Annotated in this window: 21 protein-coding genes; 3 read left to right on the top strand and 18 right to left on the bottom strand. The window is 42.9% G+C overall.

Annotation, left to right across the window (positions count from 1 at the left end; all coding sequences use genetic code 11):
- Nucleotides 1–16 precede the first annotated feature (16 nt).
- The 9 genes from NML76_RS00640 to NML76_RS00600 all read right to left on the bottom strand — a co-directional run bounded on the left by NML76_RS00640 (nt 17) and on the right by NML76_RS00600 (nt 8,629).
- Nucleotides 17–619, bottom strand: a complete 603-nt coding sequence (locus tag NML76_RS00640; protein WP_254732438.1) for a hypothetical protein — start codon at nt 617–619, stop codon at nt 17–19.
- A gap of 275 nt (nt 620–894) precedes the next feature.
- The gene (locus NML76_RS00635) at nt 895–1,851 is read right to left on the bottom strand and encodes an ABC transporter permease (protein WP_003007618.1); all 957 of its coding nucleotides are present in this window, start codon (nt 1,849–1,851) and stop codon (nt 895–897) included.
- On the bottom strand, nt 1,851–2,912 hold the full coding sequence (locus tag NML76_RS00630) for an ABC transporter permease (protein ID WP_003007621.1): 1,062 nt from the start codon (nt 2,910–2,912) through the stop codon (nt 1,851–1,853). The genes NML76_RS00635 and NML76_RS00630 overlap by 1 nt, the downstream gene beginning before the upstream one ends.
- Nucleotides 2,905–4,440 (bottom strand): ABC transporter ATP-binding protein, encoded by a 1,536-nt coding sequence (locus NML76_RS00625; protein WP_118095264.1) that lies wholly within the window; start codon nt 4,438–4,440, stop codon nt 2,905–2,907. Before NML76_RS00625 ends, NML76_RS00630 begins: the two co-directional genes overlap by 8 nt.
- 128 nt (nt 4,441–4,568) lie before the next feature.
- Complete coding sequence (locus tag NML76_RS00620) at nt 4,569–5,630, bottom strand: BMP family protein (protein WP_254732437.1); 1,062 nt, start codon at nt 5,628–5,630, stop codon at nt 4,569–4,571.
- Nucleotides 5,631–5,705: 75 nt separating this feature from the next.
- A complete protein-coding gene (locus NML76_RS00615) occupies nt 5,706–6,095 on the bottom strand; it encodes a cytidine deaminase (RefSeq protein ID WP_003007631.1) in 390 nt (129 codons plus the stop codon).
- Nucleotides 6,082–6,744: a deoxyribose-phosphate aldolase gene (gene deoC, locus NML76_RS00610; protein ID WP_049506548.1), complete on the bottom strand. Its 663-nt coding sequence runs from the start codon at nt 6,742–6,744 to the stop codon at nt 6,082–6,084. Before deoC ends, NML76_RS00615 begins: the two co-directional genes overlap by 14 nt.
- 17 nt (nt 6,745–6,761) lie before the next feature.
- Nucleotides 6,762–8,039: a pyrimidine-nucleoside phosphorylase gene (locus NML76_RS00605; RefSeq protein WP_254732436.1), complete on the bottom strand. Its 1,278-nt coding sequence runs from the start codon at nt 8,037–8,039 to the stop codon at nt 6,762–6,764.
- Nucleotides 8,036–8,629 (bottom strand): class I SAM-dependent methyltransferase, encoded by a 594-nt coding sequence (locus NML76_RS00600; RefSeq protein WP_118095266.1) that lies wholly within the window; start codon nt 8,627–8,629, stop codon nt 8,036–8,038. The genes NML76_RS00605 and NML76_RS00600 overlap by 4 nt, the downstream gene beginning before the upstream one ends.
- Before the next feature lie 90 nt (nt 8,630–8,719).
- Between NML76_RS00600 and coaA the strand changes: the two genes are divergently transcribed.
- The 3 genes from coaA (at nt 8,720) to NML76_RS00585 (ending at nt 10,561) form a co-directional block, all read left to right on the top strand.
- Nucleotides 8,720–9,640, top strand: coding sequence for a type I pantothenate kinase (gene coaA, locus NML76_RS00595; protein WP_254732435.1), 921 nt, complete (start codon nt 8,720–8,722; stop codon nt 9,638–9,640).
- 96 nt (nt 9,641–9,736) lie between these two features.
- Nucleotides 9,737–9,985 carry a 30S ribosomal protein S20 gene (gene rpsT, locus NML76_RS00590; protein ID WP_003007640.1) on the top strand — a complete coding sequence of 83 codons (249 nt, stop codon included), beginning with the start codon at nt 9,737–9,739 and terminating at the stop codon, nt 9,983–9,985.
- A gap of 66 nt (nt 9,986–10,051) precedes the next feature.
- The gene (locus NML76_RS00585; protein WP_254732434.1) at nt 10,052–10,561 is read left to right on the top strand and encodes a DNA topology modulation protein; all 510 of its coding nucleotides are present in this window, start codon (nt 10,052–10,054) and stop codon (nt 10,559–10,561) included.
- Between the two features lie 28 nt (nt 10,562–10,589).
- On the opposite strand, the gene ldcB is transcribed toward NML76_RS00585, so the two are convergent.
- The 9 genes from ldcB to NML76_RS00540 all read right to left on the bottom strand — a co-directional run bounded on the left by ldcB (nt 10,590) and on the right by NML76_RS00540 (nt 19,170).
- Nucleotides 10,590–11,369, bottom strand: coding sequence for an LD-carboxypeptidase LdcB/DacB (gene ldcB, locus NML76_RS00580; RefSeq protein WP_254732433.1), 780 nt, complete (start codon nt 11,367–11,369; stop codon nt 10,590–10,592).
- 10 nt (nt 11,370–11,379) lie between these two features.
- Nucleotides 11,380–13,167 carry a hypothetical protein gene (locus NML76_RS00575; RefSeq protein WP_254732432.1) on the bottom strand — a complete coding sequence of 596 codons (1,788 nt, stop codon included), beginning with the start codon at nt 13,165–13,167 and terminating at the stop codon, nt 11,380–11,382.
- 66 nt (nt 13,168–13,233) lie between these two features.
- Nucleotides 13,234–14,367 (bottom strand): DUF6574 domain-containing protein, encoded by a 1,134-nt coding sequence (locus NML76_RS00570; protein ID WP_254732431.1) that lies wholly within the window; start codon nt 14,365–14,367, stop codon nt 13,234–13,236.
- Nucleotides 14,368–14,686: 319 nt separating this feature from the next.
- Complete coding sequence (locus tag NML76_RS00565) at nt 14,687–14,971, bottom strand: rhodanese-like domain-containing protein (RefSeq protein ID WP_013903704.1); 285 nt, start codon at nt 14,969–14,971, stop codon at nt 14,687–14,689.
- A gap of 20 nt (nt 14,972–14,991) precedes the next feature.
- Nucleotides 14,992–15,483 carry a prolyl-tRNA synthetase associated domain-containing protein gene (locus NML76_RS00560; protein ID WP_070665314.1) on the bottom strand — a complete coding sequence of 164 codons (492 nt, stop codon included), beginning with the start codon at nt 15,481–15,483 and terminating at the stop codon, nt 14,992–14,994.
- A gap of 12 nt (nt 15,484–15,495) precedes the next feature.
- Entirely contained in the window at nt 15,496–16,080 is a 585-nt protein-coding gene (locus NML76_RS00555) for a uracil-DNA glycosylase family protein (protein ID WP_254732430.1), read from the bottom strand.
- A 52-nt stretch (nt 16,081–16,132) separates the two neighbouring features.
- On the bottom strand, nt 16,133–17,539 hold the full coding sequence (gene pepV, locus NML76_RS00550) for a dipeptidase PepV (RefSeq protein WP_254732429.1): 1,407 nt from the start codon (nt 17,537–17,539) through the stop codon (nt 16,133–16,135).
- Nucleotides 17,540–17,573: 34 nt separating this feature from the next.
- The gene (locus tag NML76_RS00545) at nt 17,574–18,179 is read right to left on the bottom strand and encodes a nitroreductase family protein (RefSeq protein ID WP_003001591.1); all 606 of its coding nucleotides are present in this window, start codon (nt 18,177–18,179) and stop codon (nt 17,574–17,576) included.
- Between the two features lie 148 nt (nt 18,180–18,327).
- Nucleotides 18,328–19,170 (bottom strand): metallophosphoesterase, encoded by an 843-nt coding sequence (locus NML76_RS00540; RefSeq protein ID WP_049491845.1) that lies wholly within the window; start codon nt 19,168–19,170, stop codon nt 18,328–18,330.
- Nucleotides 19,171–19,177: the final 7 nt, after the last annotated feature.

Genomic DNA, 19,177 nt, shown 5'->3' with positions numbered 1-19,177 from the left:
CTCCAATTACAAAGACTTAAAACAAGGATATACTAACGGTTACCTTCGCATTGCCATTTTCCACTCTCGCTTTTGAGATACTATAGCCTGCTTGAGGAATCTCAAGGGTGATTTGATCACCATTCACTGTAAAGCCGCCTCCATTTTGATTGGATTGATCCTTCAAATAGTTGAGAACCAAGAATTTTGGAATGGGCATTTTCCCTAATTTAGCACCGGTCACAGTCAAATTCATGACATTGTTTTCGACTTGACCGGTCATGGTTAAATCTAGATAGCTATCAACTGGTCCTAAGGAAACAGGAACTTTGACGTGAAGGTCATTGCCATCCATTCCTAGTGCCATCTTTTGATAGTCAGAATTGTCAAGGGCGGTTCCAGCACTTGTTTTTACGACCTGACTTAATTGTACAGAATTGAGACTTAGCTCAGTTGAGAGCCCTTCAGTGCTCACAGAAGCGTTTGAAACTGCATTTTGAGCCAGCTCAATCAAAGAACTCCCTGCCTGCACATTTCTCAGTTGCTCCCCATCAGGAATAGATCCAGGGACCAATAAGATCACTAATAAAATAAATAAAACGATCACCATGCCAATCAGGCGTCTCATCCACTTAAACATCTGCTCCTCCAATACGTGAAAAGTTGTATTCTTATTGTACCCTAAATCTAAAGAAATTGCGACTATGAGGGGCCTTTAGAAAGCAAAAGAGAGCGTGGGACAGAAATCGGTAATTCATTAGAATTCGATTTCGTCGTCCCACCTCCGCACAGTTGAGTAGGGCTGTAAAAGCTGATAAAATCAGCGTAGTAGAGCCCACTCAACCACTGCGTCTTACTCGACAATCCAAAAACAATTGAGAGGCTAGGACTTTTGTCCCAACCTCTCTCTGTGCATTATTTCGATTTAATGTAGTTAACACCATCTGCTTTTGGTGCGACTGCTTGTCCGAAGAAGGCTGCCAAGACAACCATGGTCAAGACGTAAGGCGCAATTTGCAAGTAGATGGATGGGATACCTTTAAGCAAAGGCAATTGATTCCCGATAACAGCCAAACTTTGCGAAGCTCCAAAGAAGAGACTAGCCAGCATGGCCCCGATTGGGTTCCATTTCCCGAAAATCATAGCTGCGAGGGCAATGAACCCAGGACCAACAATAGTAGTCACCGCAAAGTTAACGGAAATAGATTGAGCGTATATGGCTCCTCCAATACCAGCTAGGGCACCTGAGATCATCACTCCTAAGTAGCGCATTTTATAAACATTGATTCCCAATGTATCTGCTGCTTGTGGGTGTTCCCCAACTGAACGAAGACGCAATCCAAATTTTGTCTTGAACATGATAAACCAAGCAAAGAATGAAAAGAGAATCGCAACCCAGCCGATGATGCTGGCATTGTTGAAGAAAATATCCCCAATCACCGGAATTTTAGATAAGACCGGAATGGACGTTTTCCCGAAGGCAACTTTGATATTATCAGTTTGTCCCTTGTTATACATCGCTTTAACAAGGAAGACTGCCAATGGAGGTGCCATCAAGTTCAATACTGTACCTGAGACGATATGGTCAGCACGGAAATGAATGGTTGCCACCGCGTGAATCAAGGAGAAGAGTACTCCAATCCCTGCAGCAACGATCAAGGACAACCATGGTGTCAAACTTCCTAACTCAGGTTCAAAAGTCAAGTTAAAGATAATACCTGAGAAGGCTCCCATAACCATGATTCCTTCTAGACCAACGTTAACAACCCCAGCGTGTTCTGAGTATGCTCCTCCGATACTTGTGAAGATCAGCGGCGCCGCATACACAATCATAGAGGAAACAAGAATACTTAAAATCGTTACAATACTCATTAGTTTGCTCCTCCTTTTTTAGCTGAACGCATCGAGATCATCTTTTCAATAATGTAGTGAGCACATACGAAGAAGATAATGGATGCTGTCACAATTTGAACGACTTCTTCAGGGATGGCAGCTGGCTTCATACCAACTCCCCCAATTTGAAGTGCTCCAAACAAGAAGGCAGCAAATGGAATACCAATTGGTGAATTCATCGCAAGAAGGGCAACGGCCATTCCGTTAAATCCAACACTCATTGAGCTGGTTTGAACGTAGACATTTGAGTAAATACCTAGACCTTCTGCTACCCCACCGATACCAGCAAGAGCACCAGAAATGATCATAGAAAGGATAATGGTCCGTTTTGCAGACATCCCAGCATATTCTGCCGCATTCGCATTGAGACCAACGGCACGGATTTCAAAACCAAGTGTTGTTTTCTTCATCAAGAACCAGATGACCACCACTGCGATGATGGCAAAAAAGATCCCGATGTTCATTTGTGATTTGTCTGTCAAATTACGCAACCACTCCGTTTGGTAGACAGCGTTAGCTCCCACATCAATGGTTGAGTCCTTATTTTTCATCAAGGAAGCTGGGAAGCTATGAATCAAGGCATTCCCACCATAGAGAACAATGTAGTTCATCATAATGGTGATAATGACCTCACTGGTTCCGAGATAGGCACGAAGGAAACCAGGAATCGCTCCAATAAATCCACCTGCGATAGCCGCAATCAAAACGGTCATCGGAATCATCAGTAAGCGAGGCATATTTGGGAAGGAAAGGGCAAACCAAGTCGCCATGATCCATCCTGCAAAAGCCTGACCAGGAAGTCCAACGTTAAAGAAGCCGGCCCGGCTAGCTACCGAAAATCCAAGAGCAACTAAAATCAGTGGCCCCATAGCACGGGAAATATTACCCCAACTCTTAATCGAACCAAAGGCTTTCTTAAACAGCAATTCATATCCCCAAAGGGCATCATAGCTGAAGGCCCACATAATAATGGCACCTAAGACCAATCCTAAAAGGACAGACACCAATGGAACGGCAATTTGTTTTAAATTCTTATTCATTTGATGCTCCCTCCTTTACTTGTCCTCCTGCCATGAGGATTCCAAGTTCTTGCTTATTCGTTGTTTCAGGGGTTACGATCCCTTGGATCTTCCCATCATGAATAACTGCAATACGGTCAGAAACATTCAAAATTTCATCTAATTCAAAGCTGACAACCAGAACGGCTTTTCCATTATCCCGTTCTTGAATCAAACGTTTGTGGATATATTCGATCGCTCCAACGTCCAATCCACGAGTTGGCTGGCTGACGATTAAGAGATCTGGATCGCGATCGATTTCGCGAGCGATAATGGCTTTTTGCTGGTTCCCTCCTGAGAGAGCCTTAGCAGGTACCACTTCACTGGCTGCACGAACGTCAAACTCTTCCATCAACTTCTTGGCATAAGAGGTAATATTTGGATAATTTAAAATACCATTCTTGCTAAGAGGTTCTTTGTAGTAAGTTTGAAGAGCCATGTTTTCAGAGATCATCATATCAAGGACCAAACCATCCCGGTGACGGTCTTCAGGGACGTGCCCTACCTTCATTTCTGTGATTTGACGTGGACGTAGTCCTACAACATCCTTGCCTTTAATCTTAATTGAACCCGATTTTACCTTCCGTAGACCTGTAATGGCTTGGATCAACTCAGACTGACCATTTCCATCAATCCCTGCGATCCCAACGACTTCACCAGCACGAAGTTCCAGTGACAAATTCTTAACAGCTGGGACACCACGGTTTTCGTTTACAACCAAGTTTTCGATCGACAAGACCACTTCTTTCGGTTGAGAAGGACCTTTTTCAGTCTTAAAGGAAACAGAACGGCCGACCATCATTTCGGCCAAGTCTTGGTTAGTAGCTCCACCAATCTCTACTGTCTCAATAGATTTCCCACGGCGAATAACCGTTACGCGGTCTGAAACAGCACGGATTTCATCCAACTTGTGCGTAATCAAGATAATGGATTTTCCTTCATTCGCCAAGTTCTTCATGATTGTCATCAATTCTTCGATTTCAGCTGGTGTCAACACTGCAGTTGGTTCATCGAAGATCAGGATGTCGGCTCCACGATAAAGCGTCTTTAAGATTTCCACACGTTGCTGCGCACCAACGGAAATATCCTCAACTTTAGCATGTGGATCTACTGCCAAGCCATATTTTTTAGACAAATCAAGGATATCTTGGCTGGCTTTTTTAAGGTCCAAAACACCATGTTTAGTGGTTTCAGAACCAAGGATGATATTTTCAACAACAGTGAAGGCTTCAACCAACATAAAGTGTTGGTGCACCATTCCAATTCCTAAAGAAGCTGCTTTTGAAGGTGAGTCTAGGTTAACAGTATTTCCATTTACCACAATGTCTCCGCTTGTTGGTTCCAACAAACCAGCCAGCATATTCATCAGGGTAGATTTCCCTGCACCATTTTCTCCAAGAAGTGCATGGATTTCACCTTTGCGCAACTGAAGATTAATCTTATCATTTGCTACAAAGTCACCAAATTTTTTGGTAATCTCACGCATTTCGATGACATATTCATGTGTCATGTGGGTGTTTTCCTTTCAAAATTTTTTATTTCAATAAAATCTGCTAGAGAACTAACAGATTTTATTGAGACAAAAATGTCTCACTTTAAAAGAAACGGCCCTTAAAGGGAGGGCCGCCCAATCAAATATTATTTTTCAGGAACTTTAAGAGATCCATCAAGGATTTTAGCTTTGGCATCTTCGACAGCTTTTTTAGCATCTGCAGAAAGGTTGTCAGTTGTCAAATCAACTCCACCATCTTTCAAGCTATAAGTAATCACTTTACCGCCAGGGAATTTACCGTCAGCAGCTTTCTTAGCCAAGTCTTTTACAGATTCTCCGACTTTCTTCAAGCTTGAAGCCAAGACAAAGTTAGATTTTTTACCATCTTTAGAAGTGTATTCACCTTCAGCTTTTTGGTCACGGTCCACACCAAGAACCCAAACTTTTTCGTCTTCATTTTTCTTCTCGTTCAAGTCTTTTGCTTCAGAGAAGACACCTGCTCCAGTACCACCAGCTACTTGATAGATAACGTCAGCACCTGCAGCGTATTGTGCAGCAGCAATTGTTTTACCTTTAGCAGCGTCACCGAATGAACCAGCGTAGTCTACTTGAACTTTGATAGATGGGTCAACAGATTTAACACCAGCTTCAAATCCAGCGCGGAAACGAGTGATAACTTCACTTTCCATACCACCTACAAAACCAACTTGTTTAGTTTTTGTAGTTTTCGCAGCAGCGATACCAGCAAGGTAACCAGCTTCGTTGTCGGCAAAGACAGCAGATGCTACGTTCTTTTGTCCTTCAATACGGTCGTCAATGATAACAAAGTTTGTTTCTTCGTTGTCAGAAGCCGCTTTTTCTACTGCATCACGCAAGGCAAAACCAACACCAAAGATCAATTTGTAGTCGTTAGAAACAGCTTCATCAAGGTTTGTCGCATATTGAGATTCATCTGTTGATTGGAAGTAGTCAAATCCGTTCCCTTTAGAAAGACCGTTTTCTTTCCCCCAAGCTTGCAAACCTTCCCAAGCAGATTGGTTGAATGATTTGTCATCCACACCACCAGTATCGGTAACGATAGCAGCTTTCAAATCAGTTTTTGATTCTGAGTTTGCGCTATCTTTTTTAGACGCACGATTTCCACATGCTGCAAGTCCGATAGCAGCGACAGTTACTAGACCAAGGCCTAGCCATTGTTTCTTGTTCATTACTGAACCTCCTAAATTATTGTGCAACATTGTTGCGAAGTATTGAAAGGGTCAAAAGACCGCCTCACAGACCTATTAAGTCAGGTCTGTAAAGGAATATGGAAGTAATTCCTTGACCGTCATCACGACCGTCGATTTATCTTTAGATACTAAGGTTACAGGAAGGTCTGGCTCAAAAAATTCAGCCATGACCTGGCGACAAGCACCACATGGAGAGATGGGCTTTTCTGTTTGCCCGTAGATAATGAGCTCTTGAAACTCACGAGCTCCTTCAGAAACAGCTTTAAAAATGGCTGTCCGTTCTCCACAGTTGGTCAAACCAAAACTGGCATTTTCGATATTGACACCTGTATAGATTTCTCCATCCTTCGTTAGCAGTACAGCTCCAATTGGGAAATGAGAGTAAGGCACATAGGCTTGTTGACTCACTTCAACTGCTAAGTCAATCAACTCAGTAGTCGCCATGAGCCACCTTACCTTCCATGATGGCTACACCAGAAGAAGTCCCGATACGGGTCGCACCAGCTTCGATAAAAGCAAGAGCATCTTCATAAGAGCGAGCACCACCAGAAGCTTTAACACCCATGTCGGGTCCAACAGTTTGACGCATTAAGTCCACATCTTCTACCGTTGCTCCTCCAGTTGAGAAGCCAGTTGAAGTCTTCACAAAGTCTGCGCCAGCTGACTTAGCAATTTGGCAAGCAACGATCTTTTCATCATCTGTTAAGAGACAAGTCTCAATGATGACTTTGACGAGCTTATCACCGCTCGCTTCGACTACAGCTTGGATATCTTCCTCAACTAGTGCTAAATTCTTAGACTTAAGAGCCCCGATATTAATGACCATGTCAATCTCATCGGCACCATTTTGAATCGCATTTTTTGTTTCACACGCTTTGACAAATGGTGTATTTGCTCCCAAAGGAAAACCAATGACGGTACAAACTTTAACGTCTGAATCACGCAAGCCCTCAGCCGCAAAATTCACCCATGTCGGGTTCACACAGACACTCGCAAAATCATAAGCCTTGGCTTCTTCGATCAGCTTTTCTATCTGTTCTTGTTGTGCATCTGGTTTTAAAAGAGTGTGATCGATATATTTATTTAACTTCATACAATCTCCTGAGCTGCTTAAGATATTATTTCAATAATTTCTTTAACGCTTTCAGCCCTTTCTAGTATTTTAACATTTTTTTTAAATTCTGTAACTCTTTCTTGTGAATTTTTTTCATTCATGAAAATACGGGCAATGCGTTCCCCTTTTTTGACGTGCTCTCCCACTTTTTTGTCAAACACAATTCCTGTTTCGTAATCGAGGGGATCTGATTTGACAGCACGGCCAGCACCCAAGCGCATGGCAAACAAGCCAAACTCCATGGCAGGTAAAGCAGCAATGACGCCATCTTGGTTCGCTGTTACTTCAAGGACCTGATCCACTTTAACGGGACGATGCAAATCTTCTAAGTCTCCACCTTGAGCCACCACCATTTCTTCAAACTTCGCTAAAGCTTGACCATTGGTCAAGTGTTCATGGATGGCTTCAATCGATTGTTCTACATTGGCCAATTTCAACATGATTTGCGCTAATTCACAAATTAACTCAGTTACGTCCGCTCGGCCCTGCCCTTTCAGAATATCCAAGGCTTCCAAAATCTCTAAACGATTGCCAATACTGGTTCCCAAAGGTTGGCTCATATCTGTAATGACAGCGATGGTTTTCCGACCCACTGCATTTCCAAGATCCACCATGGTACGGGCTAAGCGACGAGCATCCTCAATATTCTTCATAAAGGCACCCTCGCCCACTGTCACGTCCAAAAGAATGGCATCCGCACCAGCAGCAATTTTCTTACTCATGACGGAGCTAGCAATCAAAGGAATGGTATCCACTGTCGCCGTTACATCACGCAGAGCATACAAGAGTTTGTCTGCTTTTACGAGTTGGTCGGATTGACCAATGACCGATAAGCCGATCTCCTGCACCTGCTGGATAAATTCCTCTTGAGTCCGTTCAATCTGAAAGCCTTTAATGGATTCCAACTTATCGATGGTCCCACCTGTGTGGCCTAAGCCACGACCACTCATTTTGGCAACCGGCACTCCGAAACTCGCAACCAAAGGCACCAAGACCAAGGTCACCTTGTCTCCCACACCACCAGTCGAATGTTTGTCTACCTTGATTCCTGGAATAGCTGACAGATCAAACTGTTGCCCTGTTCGGACCATCTTCATGGTCATATGAGAAATTTCTTCCGTCGTCATCCCTTTAAAATAAACGGCCATAGCAAAAGCGGACATTTGGTAATCTGGAACCGTTCCAGCCACATAGCCCTCAATCAGCCATTCAATTTCTTCCTTGTTTAAGGCAAGACCATCTCTTTTTTTCTGAATGATATCTACTGCTCTCATGATTCTTTCTCACTTCTTAAAATATAATATCCTTTGTCTTTTTTTACGGTCTCACAATTGCCAAACGTCTCTTCCATCTTGGCCTTAGCGCTGGGAGCTCCTTGTTTTTTTTGAATGACAATGGTCAAATCTCCACTTGGTTTCAAATGTTCAAAACTACCAGTGATCACTTGGTGAACGACTTTCTTACCAGCTCGGATTGGCGGATTGCTGATCACATGGTCAAAGACCCCTTCTACTGCTTCATAGACATCTGAAGAAAAGATCTGAGCTTCCACGCCGTTTCGGCTGGCATTTTTCTGAGCCAAGTCCAGCGCCCGCTCATTGACATCGACCATAGTCACTGCAACTCCCTGGGCTTTAGCTAGAGAAAGGCCAATTGGACCATAGCCACAGCCAACATCAAGGACACTTTCCCCTTCTTGAAAATCCAAAGTTGATAAGAGCACCTGGCTTCCATAATCAATCATTTTTTTACTAAAGACGCCGGCGTCCGTATAAAAATTCATCTTTTGCCCCAATAAAACAACAGCCAGATCATGAATATCATGGGCTGCATCTGGGTTTACATCGAAATACATTTTACTCATAAGGTTATTTTATCATAATTCACTCCTTTTTTAAATCGTTTACATGACCTCTAAAAATTGGTATACTAAAGACTACAATAGGAGTGACATATGGACAAAGAATTTCTACATTTTGAAAAAATTAATCGGGAAACCTGGCAAAATTTGCACCGCAAAACCACCCCACCTCTCTCTCAAACAGAGCTCAATTCTATTAAAAGTTTCAACGACCGCATCAACCTCCAGGATGTACGTGACGTCTACCTGCCTTTGACAAACCTGATTGGAATCTACAAGCGTTCCAAAGAAGATTTGGCCTTCTCAAAAGGTATTTTTCTTCAAAAAACGAGTGAACGCCAACCCTTTATCATTGGGGTTTCAGGGAGCGTTGCGGTTGGAAAATCTACCACTAGCCGTTTACTTCAAATCCTGCTGTCGCGAACCTTCGAAGGCTCGACAGTAGAATTGGTGACAACAGATGGCTTCCTCTATCCAAATGCTATCTTAAAAGAACAAGAGATCCTCAATCGAAAAGGATTTCCAGAAAGCTATGATATGGAATTGCTCCTTGATTTTCTTAATCAAATCAAAAACAACAAGAGCGTAAAAATCCCTGTCTATTCCCACGAAATATACGATATTGTCCCAGATGAGAAGCAAACGATTTTACCAGCTGATTTTGTCATTGTCGAAGGAATCAATGTCTTTCAAAATCCGCAAAATGACAGTCTCTATATGACCGATTTCTTTGATTTTTCAATCTATGTGGATGCCGCGGTCGACGATATCGAATCTTGGTATATCGATCGCTTCCAAAAACTCCTTGCATTAGCTCAGAATGATCCCAATAACTACTACTATCGATTTACAGAGCAACCACTAGATGAAGTTTTAAGCATGGCCCATCAGGTCTGGGAATCCATTAATTTAGTCAACTTGCAACATTACATCCAACCAACCAGAAACAGAGCTGATCTGATTCTCCATAAGGCAACCAACCATGAAATCGACGAAATTTATCTCAAACGCTAGAGAAAATGGCCTTTTAACAGTACTTTTTTAAGGAAAAGCTATTTTAGGCTTGTCAAATCTTAACTTTTCATATATAATGAGATAGTTAGATTATCAATGGAGGTGAATAACTTGGCAAACATTAAATCAGCTATCAAACGCGCTGAATTGAACGTTAAACAAAACGAAAAAAACTCAGCTCAAAAATCAGCTATGCGTACTGCAATCAAAGCTTTTGAAGCAAACCCATCTGAAGAACTTTACCGCGCTGCTAGCTCAGCTATCGATAAAGCAGAAACTAAAGGTTTGATCCACAAGAACAAAGCTAGCCGTGATAAAGCACGTCTTGCAGCGAAACTTGGTTAATCAAGAACAGCATAAAAATCAAGCTCTCCGGAGCTTTTTTTGTGCCTAATTTTTTGAGAGGTGCTTATGAAAATTGTTATTATCGGCTATTCTGGATCAGGTAAATCCACCTTGGCTGAAAACTTAGCCCGCCACTACTCCATTCCAAAGCTCCACATGGATACCCTTCAATTTCAACCGGGCTGGATAGACAGTGACCGGGATTGGATGGAGAAAGAGATGAGACAGTTTCTCGGCGATCATAAAGACTGGGTCATTGATGGCAATTACTCTTGGTGCTGCTATGAGGAAAGAATGGAGCAAGCGGACCAGATTATCTTTCTCAACTTCTCTCGTTGGAACTGCCTCTTTAGAGGCTGGAAACGATACCGCCGTTATAAAGGCCGAGTCCGTGAGAGTATGGCGGCAGGTTGCCCCGAACGCTTTGACTGGGAATTCATCCGTTGGATCCTTTGGGATGGACGAACAAAAAGTGCCAGAGAAAGGTATCAAAGCATCCACTCCACCTACCCTGAGAAATTTCTCTCTCTCAAGAATCAAAAAGAGCTGGATGCGTTTCTAAAAAACATACAATAAAAAGGTTGGGATATCTATCCCAACCTTTTTATTTATCAACGTAATCGCCACCGGTGAAGCCATAGTATTCTTCTAGACTCAAACCTGAGTCAGCGATATCTTGCGCTTCTTTTCCGATATAGCGGAGATGCCAGCTTTCTGGCATGTAGCCTGTTACTTTTTCTTTTCCTTCTTGGTAACGAACCACAAAGCCATATTTAGCAGCATTCTTGAGCAACCACTTACTTGGTCCAGGTTCTGTCACCAGATTACCACTGGTATCGATCAAATCAAAGGTCAAACCTGTCTGGTGTTCACTATAACCCGGTCTTGCGGAATAACGATCGGCGGCTTCCTGACCATCTTGATTGACATAGTTTTGATAGAGGCCAACTTGGGTATCGTAGCTACGAAAACCACTATATTGATCACTGATCGGATAACCTTCTGCCTGCATAGCCGCAATCAATTCATGAAGAGCTGAAACAGCTTCAGGATCTTCACCTGGGTTAAAGTCAGGCGACAAGGGATAATGTTTGTTGGCAATCATGACCTCACCATATTTCCCTTTGACACTATAGTAAGAACCATTATAGCTGACACCAGAGTCCACTTTCACATCTGACTTACCAGCTTTTGACGATTCTTCTTTTCCTGTCTCTTTTGACGTATCCATTGCAGAAGACGTTTCTTTGGAAGACTTGGTTTGCGTTTGTTTAGTTTCTTCTTTTGCAGAAGATTTAGAACTAGTGGATTGAGATTGGGAGCAAGCTGTCAGGGTTAACAAGGCAACTGTCACCAAAGTTAATTTGGAAAATCTTGCTTTCATGGGGAATCTCCTATGATTCTTTTGTTACGACAATATCCGTAATCACATAACTTGCACCTACTTTTTTCAAGGTGTAAGTCTTGTACTTGCGGTTTTGTGAATCTGGATGGCTATCTGTATAATGCACGGTAAAGTCTTCATAAGTCTTGATCGTCACCACACCATTTTCTTCCGTGACACTTTGAATATCCAAAGCTCCTGGAGTATAGTAGTCAATTTTAGCCTTTCGAACACCATCACCAGTTGTGAACTCAACCATGTCTTTGTAGGCTTGACTTTGTGTGTCATAGTATTTAGAGTAGGTGTTGTTTCGATTTGAAACGGAGCTAAAGACAGCATCGCGGTACTCTTTCAAGAATTCTTCTGCCAAGGTCCGATTTTGTTCTTCTTTGGCTGCTTGCGCTTTCTTAGCATCTTGTGCACTCTTGATGCGTTTTAGGGTATCTTTGGCTAGTTTGAGTTCGATCGGATCGTTTTCACCCTCTTCAATCGTCACCTTAGCCTTCTCAGTTGTATAGGTTTCCCCATTCATGTTGAAGACAGCATGTACTTCAATTTCTTGATAAGGGATGCTATCTACTTCAAAGGTCGTGCTGGTTCCGACTTCTTTGCCGTTAACCACAACCTTCACATCTGTTGGGTTTTCAACTTCATCTGGAAACTCAACTTCTAAATTGCGTTTTTCAGAATTCAACTGCAATTCTAAATTATTCTTGGTTGCTTTTTTAGGATTGAGATGGATCTTAGAAGTAACATTTCCGACCTCTGTTTTAGCAGTCAATTCCATTTCTTTTGTATTGTAATGGAAAGAACCAAGATCTGTCACTGCATCTTTTTTCAAGGTTACCGTTTTATTGGCAGCCACTTTGAGTTTGGCTTGGTCCAAATTGGTCTTGACCTTTACTTGTACTGGATAGCTGGCTACACGGTATTCTTGGAAGATCCCAAATTTCTTGTCTGCTTTTTCCAAACCAAAGATCTTGTTTCCAGATTTATCCGTATAGCTGCCTTCTCCACCATTATCGATGATCTTGTTCAACTCTGTGCCGATATCGACTCCTTGATCTTCCATGCTGGTAATCAAGCTTTCGGCTTCATCCTTTGTCCATTTATCGTTATCGGTTGAAAGTAGGTCTGCTGCTTCGCGATAATCCTTGGTGTCCACTGCCTTAATAAATTTATCTGCTGTCACTTCGACACGTGTTGTAGACTGGAAGTAAAAGAAGGCTGCTACCAAAGCGATCACAAGGACTACAATAGCAGAAATAATCCCAATTTTCTTCTTGGAAAGTTTCTTTCCACCCTTCGTTTTCGGGGCCTTTTGTTTTTTCTGAACTGGACCTGCTTCTGTGACATTTGGACCAGCAAAGACCTGCGTTTGCTCAGCAGCAAGTGGAGTCGTATACTCTTGAGTCGGCTGTTGAGGCACATATTCCTGTGTTACTTCTGTTGAATCTGGGTTCGCAAATTCTGCTTCAGGCACAGGTCCTACAAAAAACTCGAAGTTTTGACTTTTTGCAGCAGTAAATTCTTCTGCACTTGGCTTGCGGCCATAGGTTTCTTCAAAATGTTGCAACCAAGCCTGACGAGCTGCTAGAAGTGGATCAACTTTTTTCACTTCTTCAACTGGTTCAACCACTGGTTCCTCAACAGGAGCGACTTCCTCAGCTGGGGCATTTCCTGCGATAGACTGAATTTGTTTCAAATCAAATCCACAAGCTTTCCCAGCCATAAACTCTTCTGGTGACGGTTTGCGACCGATCACTTTTTCAAATAATTCAACCCATTTCTTTTGCATGGATCTCTTCTCCCTCATTATAAAATAGGGAAAGTGGGTCCCCCCACCTTCCGTTTTGTGATATTGTTAGAATCCAAAGTTAGAGAAATTTGGAGCACTTGGAATAAATCCAATAGCTACTTGTTCTAAAATACGAGCATTCACATAAATGACAAAGATGGCAATGAGAAGCAAGACAACAGATGATGCTACTAGAAGCAAGAATTTATCTGCTTTAAAGCTTGTCTTGTTCAATCCTTGATGAACGACATAGCATGTTCCAACAAAGAACAAGAAGAAAATAAGGAAGTTTACAAAGCCATAAAATTCATAAACTTTTACAAGACCTACTAAGAAAGCAAGAAGGGCAAGTGGCAAAGTGTAAACAGACAAACGTCCAAACTCTTCAAATGAACGACCGTAACTATATTCCTTGTCTTGAAGAACCACACGACGAACAAAGAATCCAGCTACTTGGAAGGCGTAAACGCTAAAGAATAGGGAAATCAATGTCAACATAAAGGCACGGAAATCCATTCCATAACCACCTGTAGCTCCACTAGCTGTGAAGAAAGTTGATAGGGTCAAGACAAAGGCAGTCAAGACATACTGTAAAATTCCGTTAAGAGCTTTTGGATTTTCTACAGCTGTTGGACGTTTCAAAGCTGAAAGGAACCAATTCCAGTAACCACCAACGGCTACACCAAATTGACTTGGTTGGCCAGGATAAGGTTGTCCTGGTTGGCCTTGGTAAGGAGCTTGTTGATAAGCTGCTTGAGTCGGTTGTTGGTAGGCTTGCTGTGGAGCTTGTTGGAAAGCAGGTCCATTCGCTGGAGCAACTTGAGGAGCCGGTTCTTGAACTGGAGCTGCAACTGGTTCTTCTGCAGGTGCAGTTGGCGCTGCTGGTGCTGCTGGCGCTGCGACAAATTCTGGAGCTTGAGGAGCTGCTACTGGTTCTTCAACAGGGGCAGTTGGCGCTGCAACAAACTCTGGAGCTTGAGGAGCTGCTGGCGCTGCGACAAACTCTGGGGCTTGTGGAGCAGCAACTGGTTCTTCCACAGGGGCAGTTGGTGCTGCGACAAATTCTAGGGCTTCTGGGGTTTCTGGAACCACTACTTCTTCTTGAAATTCTCCTGCAGCCAGTGCTTGAGCAATTTCTTCTGCACTAGCAGAACGACCATTTACGGCTTCGAAATAATCCAGCCAATCTTGTTTTGACATAATGAATCTCCTTAACTATTGTTTATACTAGGGTATTATACAAAATTTCTGAACCATTTTCAATGAAAGACTGGAAAATCCCTGTAATATCTTTTGAAAAACATACAAATTCTACTCATTTTTAGAAATTAGTAAAGAAAAAGAGGCTGGGACAAAAATCCTAGCCTCCCAATTATTTTTGGATTGTCGAGCAAGACGCAGTGGTTGAGTGGGCTCTACTACGCTGATTTCATCAGCTTTTACAGCCCTACTCAACTGTGCGGAGGTGGGACGACGAAATCGAATTCTAATGAATTACCGATTTCTGTCCCACTCTCTCTTAGGATTCAAATGCATCCATACCACCTTGGACGTTGGTCACATCATAGCCTTGCTCTTCCAAAAATTGGCAAGCACGTGCTGAGCGTCGACCTGACTTGCAGATGACATAATAGGGATGATCCTTCTCTAATTCCTGGTAGCGATTTGCTAACTCAGATAAGGGAAGAAGACGAACCCCATCTAAGTGAAGGGCATCATATTCCTCCTGCTCGCGTACATCAAGAACGTGTATGTTCCCTTTTTGATAAGCTTGGTAAAAGCTTGAAAATGGAATTTCTTTCATGATTTCTCCTGTAAGATATGTTATGGAAGGGTTAGGATTTCATAGTTAAAGTCAATAGACTCTAAAAATCGGAACAAGTCTTGGGTTTTAATAAAGATGGTTTTTTCGTTAGTATTGGGATGGAAGGTCATGATTTCCTCTGACACAATATCCTGATCAAAATAGACCCGAATATCTTTTTCTTCATTGTTCAATAAACCAAATGGAGAAACCGTTCCTGGCGGTAATTGCATTTTTTCAGCTAAAGAATCTGCTGAAGCCATGCGGATCCGGTTGGCTTCCACTTGCTCTTTGAAATCATCCATATCCAATGGCTTCTGGTCATCCATGATGAGCAAATAGTATTGAGTTTTCTTTTTGTTGGTCAAAAACATGGTCTTAGTGCGGACACCTTCTAAGCCTTCAATATAAGAATCCGCCTGCTCCGTCGTAAATGCAGGTGGGTGTTCCACCACATCAAATGAAATTCCCAACTCATCTAATTTTTCTTTAACTTGTTGATAAGGATCCATCTTCGCTCTCCTTTATTTTTGAATGATCTCTTGTACTAAGGTTTGCAATTCTGGGACAACTTCTGCCTCAAACCAAGGATTTTTAGCCATCCAGATTTGATTACGAGGGGAAGGGTGAACAAGTGGAAAATAGGTTGGCAAATAGTCTTTAAAATGGTGGACCCGTTCGGTTACTTTGCCACTAACCTTTTCATGAAGGTAATAAGCTTGAGCATATTGTCCAATTAAGAGGGTTAACTCAATATCCGGACACTCCTTGAGAAGTTGAGGGTGCCACTTTTCCGCAAAGCCTTTGCGAGGTGGAAGGTCACCAGATTTCCCATGCCCTGGGAAATAAAAGTCCATGGGAATGACCGCAAACAAACCAGAATTATAAAAGGTGTCTTCGTCAACTCCTAACCATTCGCGCAGACGATCACCACTCTTGTCCTTCCAGTAAATACCAGCTTCTTCCGTCTTCATCCCTGGAGCTTGTCCGATGATATTGATACGAGCTGTCTTTGGGGCTGCAAAGAGTGGCTCGATCCCTTTATCCGTATATGCTTTATTTTGAGGATCTGCCATAATGGCTTGTTTAATGCTTTCAATCCTTGACATAAGTCCTCCTTCTATGGAAAAACTCAGCCAGAAAAACTGGCCGAGTAGTGGATTATTTGATTAGTTCATAGATGGCTTCTGCGTAAATAGCTGCTGCACGATAGAGATCTTCGACATCTGCGAACTCATTAGCTTGGTGCATAGTATTGACATAGTCTGGGAACATAGCACCAAAGGCAACCCCACGTTTCAAGAGACGACCAAAGGTACCACCACCGATCACTTGTTCATGTCCTTTGAGGCCAGTTTGTTTTTCGTAAACACGCAAGAGGGTGGATACCAATTCATCATCCATCGGAACATAGTGAGGTGTGTGACCGTGGGCTGACAAGCTTACTGTAGCCACTCCTTCGATCTTTTCAAGGGTGGATTTGATGGTTTCAGGATCTGTACCTTGAGGGTAACGGATATTGAGGGCAATAGTGTTGTCTGCTTGGCTTTCATCAAAATGGAAGACACCTGCATTCATGCTCAATGGTCCCATTTTGGCATCTGTATGGGCAATACCTAATTTTTCACCAGCAAAATCTTCGTGAAGAAGTGAGGCTGTCACATGAAGGTAAGCCTTAGCAGCACCACCAAAATCAAATTGGTTCAACAAGAGAGCCAAGTAGGTCGCACCATTGATCCCATCTTCAGGAGTTGATCCGTGAGCAGATTTCCCAACAATCGTAACGGTATAGGTTTCTTCATCGACAGTTGAGATTTCATACTTGAGCTGGTGTTCCTTGGTAAAGGCATCTAAGAGGCCAGCAAGATCTGGTAGTTGTCCAGAAACGACTGCAGTCGCTGACTCTGGTACCATGTTTTCACGAAGGCCACCTGTAAAGCTATGAAGATGGGCACTTCCTGTGTTGTCATTTCCAAAATGAAGGTACTCAGTGATGTTTCCTTTTTCCCCATTGATGATTGGGAATTCCGCATCTGGTGAGAAGCCAAAATCTGGCTCAGGAAGTCCGACGTGTTTGAAATAGTAATCCATGTCGCCCCAGCCTGATTCTTCATCCGTACCGACAACAAAGCGCACGCGCTTAGAAACAGGGAGTCCTAGGTCTTTAATGATCTTCAAACCATAGTAGCAGGCCATTGTAGGCCCTTTATCATCAGACGAACCACGCGCATAGAGCTTGCCATCGATAATTTCTGGTTTATATGGGTCTGTCTTCCAGCCACTACCAGCAGGCACGACGTCCATATGGGCAAAGATTCCAAGCTCTTCTTCTCCTTCACCAAAGGTAAAGTGACCGGCATAATTGTCGACATTCTTGGTTTCATAGCCATCACGTTTGGCAATTTCCAAGAATTTTTCAAGAGCTTTTACAGGACCAGGTCCAAAAGGATGCTCCTCATCTGCCTTGCTGTCATCGCGTTCAGAATTGATTTCCAAGAGGCTGTATAAGTCAGCCATCATCTCATCGCGACGTTTTTCTACTTCTGCTTTAAAGTCAACTGTTGTCATGAATTCCTCCTCAATCTTCTATTTGCTAATTGGCTTAGCGTTTGTCAATGATTTCGTCCACTGGTAAGCGATAGCTTGGCTCTACTTTTTCAGCCGCATAGCCAACCGTAATCAAAACTTCTGGACGGAAACGCTCTTCGATGTCCAATACTTCATTGATTTTTGATTTATCAAATCCCAAGATAATATTGGTTCCAATGCCTTGGTCCGTCAAAGCAAGTACCAAGTTCATGGCCACAAGACCAGCATTCAAGGCCAAGTAATCACTTGTTTGTTGGGCATCATAGCGTGCAAATTCAGCAGGAAGATTTTGCATAAAGTATTGCAACTGCTCGTCTGTGAAGTTTTTCACTCCACCGACACGCGCAATCTTGCGAGCCCGTTTTTGCAAATCAGTATCTGTAAAGAGGGCGATGGTCACAGGTGCTTCCATGACTTGATCATAGTTTGCACCATAGGCTAATTTTGCCAATTCCGCATTTTTTTGACGAACGACCACAAATTTCCAAGGCTGGCTATTGTGGGCACTAGGGGCCAAGGTTGCGATCTCAATGGCAGTCCGTACATCCTTTGGATCGACCGGTTGGTCAGTGAAATGCTTGATCGCATGGCGTTTTTTATTGAGCTCTAGAAATTTCATAAGCTTCTTCCTTTTCTATTTCTGTTACCTCTATTTTAACACAAAATGAAAGAGCTTGCAGGGTTTTACAGCCTAAGATTGTGAAAAAAGAAGCGGACATTTTGAAGATCCACTTCTTTTTTATAGGTTGAATACACAAGAGATCTACCTATGATTCATTGGAAAGATTGAAATAGGCAGCTACTTCTTTGGCATAACCGTATTTCTCAATTAAGCCAGTTAGAAGCTCGATGTTATGGCCCCGATAGTTATCCTCGCGTCTCAATTCTTCGTACATCTCAATAAAAGGAAGACCTTTATCCTTAGCATCTTGGAGCTCTGCTTCATAGTCATAGGCCACCTTACGAAATTGCAGGTTGGTCACCCCATCTTCTTCGACATCGATCAGAGCATATTGAGCTCTGTGGTTTTGAATTGGTTCCCAGTCAAAATAAGGCATGCCAATAGTTCCTGGATTAAGAATCTGTTGGCCCTGACTGCCATAGCGAAGCAACTGCTTGTGGACATGACCGTAGATCGCCAGATCCGTCTGGTCATCCAGCAGTTGGTCAAAGTTCTCCGTCGCATTAGCTGGACGCAAGTCTCCACCATAATTCTTTTCTGGCAAATTGTGGGTCAGTGAGAAGCGAATACCGTTGACCTCCTTTTTCTCTACCAAAGGAAGGGAGCGAAGCCAATCGATCCGCTTAGGATCTAGTCCTTCCATGAGGTACTGAGTGAGACGAAGAAGCTGGATCTCCTGCGGATCCTCAAGTCCGTACTCGCCATCCAAGGCCTCTAGGACACAATCGTCCCAATTTCCACGAACAGCCGCTGTAATCGGAATCGCATCCAGCAACTCAAAAAGGTCCTCTCTTCCAGGCCCCGGTAGCAAAATGTCCCCCAAAAGCCAGTATTCCGTCGCACCTAGAGCACGCGCATCTGCAATCACTGCCTCCAGGGCTGTCGTATCTCCGTGAATATCAGATAAAATAGCGATTCGATGGTTCATTATAAAC

Source organism: Streptococcus sp. CF8_Ac1-9, assembly GCF_024295565.1.
In the GTDB taxonomy this organism is placed as follows: Bacteria; Bacillota; Bacilli; order Lactobacillales; family Streptococcaceae; genus Streptococcus; species Streptococcus parasanguinis_X.
This window is presented reverse-complemented; position numbering and strand designations above follow the sequence as displayed.

Coding starts and splice junctions, on each gene's coding strand:
- NML76_RS00640 (WP_254732438.1), bottom strand. CDS start 619: ATGTTTAAGTGGATGAGACGCCTGATTGGCATGGTGATCGTTTTATTT.
- NML76_RS00635 (WP_003007618.1), bottom strand. CDS start 1,851: ATGAGTATTGTAACGATTTTAAGTATTCTTGTTTCCTCTATGATTGTG.
- NML76_RS00630 (WP_003007621.1), bottom strand. CDS start 2,912: ATGAATAAGAATTTAAAACAAATTGCCGTTCCATTGGTGTCTGTCCTT.
- NML76_RS00625 (WP_118095264.1), bottom strand. CDS start 4,440: ATGACACATGAATATGTCATCGAAATGCGTGAGATTACCAAAAAATTT.
- NML76_RS00620 (WP_254732437.1), bottom strand. CDS start 5,630: ATGAACAAGAAACAATGGCTAGGCCTTGGTCTAGTAACTGTCGCTGCT.
- NML76_RS00615 (WP_003007631.1), bottom strand. CDS start 6,095: ATGGCGACTACTGAGTTGATTGACTTAGCAGTTGAAGTGAGTCAACAA.
- deoC (WP_049506548.1), bottom strand. CDS start 6,744: ATGAAGTTAAATAAATATATCGATCACACTCTTTTAAAACCAGATGCA.
- NML76_RS00605 (WP_254732436.1), bottom strand. CDS start 8,039: ATGAGAGCAGTAGATATCATTCAGAAAAAAAGAGATGGTCTTGCCTTA.
- NML76_RS00600 (WP_118095266.1), bottom strand. CDS start 8,629: ATGAGTAAAATGTATTTCGATGTAAACCCAGATGCAGCCCATGATATT.
- coaA (WP_254732435.1), top strand. CDS start 8,720: ATGGACAAAGAATTTCTACATTTTGAAAAAATTAATCGGGAAACCTGG.
- rpsT (WP_003007640.1), top strand. CDS start 9,737: ATGGAGGTGAATAACTTGGCAAACATTAAATCAGCTATCAAACGCGCT.
- NML76_RS00585 (WP_254732434.1), top strand. CDS start 10,052: ATGAAAATTGTTATTATCGGCTATTCTGGATCAGGTAAATCCACCTTG.
- ldcB (WP_254732433.1), bottom strand. CDS start 11,369: ATGAAAGCAAGATTTTCCAAATTAACTTTGGTGACAGTTGCCTTGTTA.
- NML76_RS00575 (WP_254732432.1), bottom strand. CDS start 13,167: ATGCAAAAGAAATGGGTTGAATTATTTGAAAAAGTGATCGGTCGCAAA.
- NML76_RS00570 (WP_254732431.1), bottom strand. CDS start 14,367: ATGTCAAAACAAGATTGGCTGGATTATTTCGAAGCCGTAAATGGTCGT.
- NML76_RS00565 (WP_013903704.1), bottom strand. CDS start 14,971: ATGAAAGAAATTCCATTTTCAAGCTTTTACCAAGCTTATCAAAAAGGG.
- NML76_RS00560 (WP_070665314.1), bottom strand. CDS start 15,483: ATGGATCCTTATCAACAAGTTAAAGAAAAATTAGATGAGTTGGGAATT.
- NML76_RS00555 (WP_254732430.1), bottom strand. CDS start 16,080: ATGTCAAGGATTGAAAGCATTAAACAAGCCATTATGGCAGATCCTCAA.
- pepV (WP_254732429.1), bottom strand. CDS start 17,539: ATGACAACAGTTGACTTTAAAGCAGAAGTAGAAAAACGTCGCGATGAG.
- NML76_RS00545 (WP_003001591.1), bottom strand. CDS start 18,179: ATGAAATTTCTAGAGCTCAATAAAAAACGCCATGCGATCAAGCATTTC.
- NML76_RS00540 (WP_049491845.1), bottom strand. CDS start 19,170: ATGAACCATCGAATCGCTATTTTATCTGATATTCACGGAGATACGACA.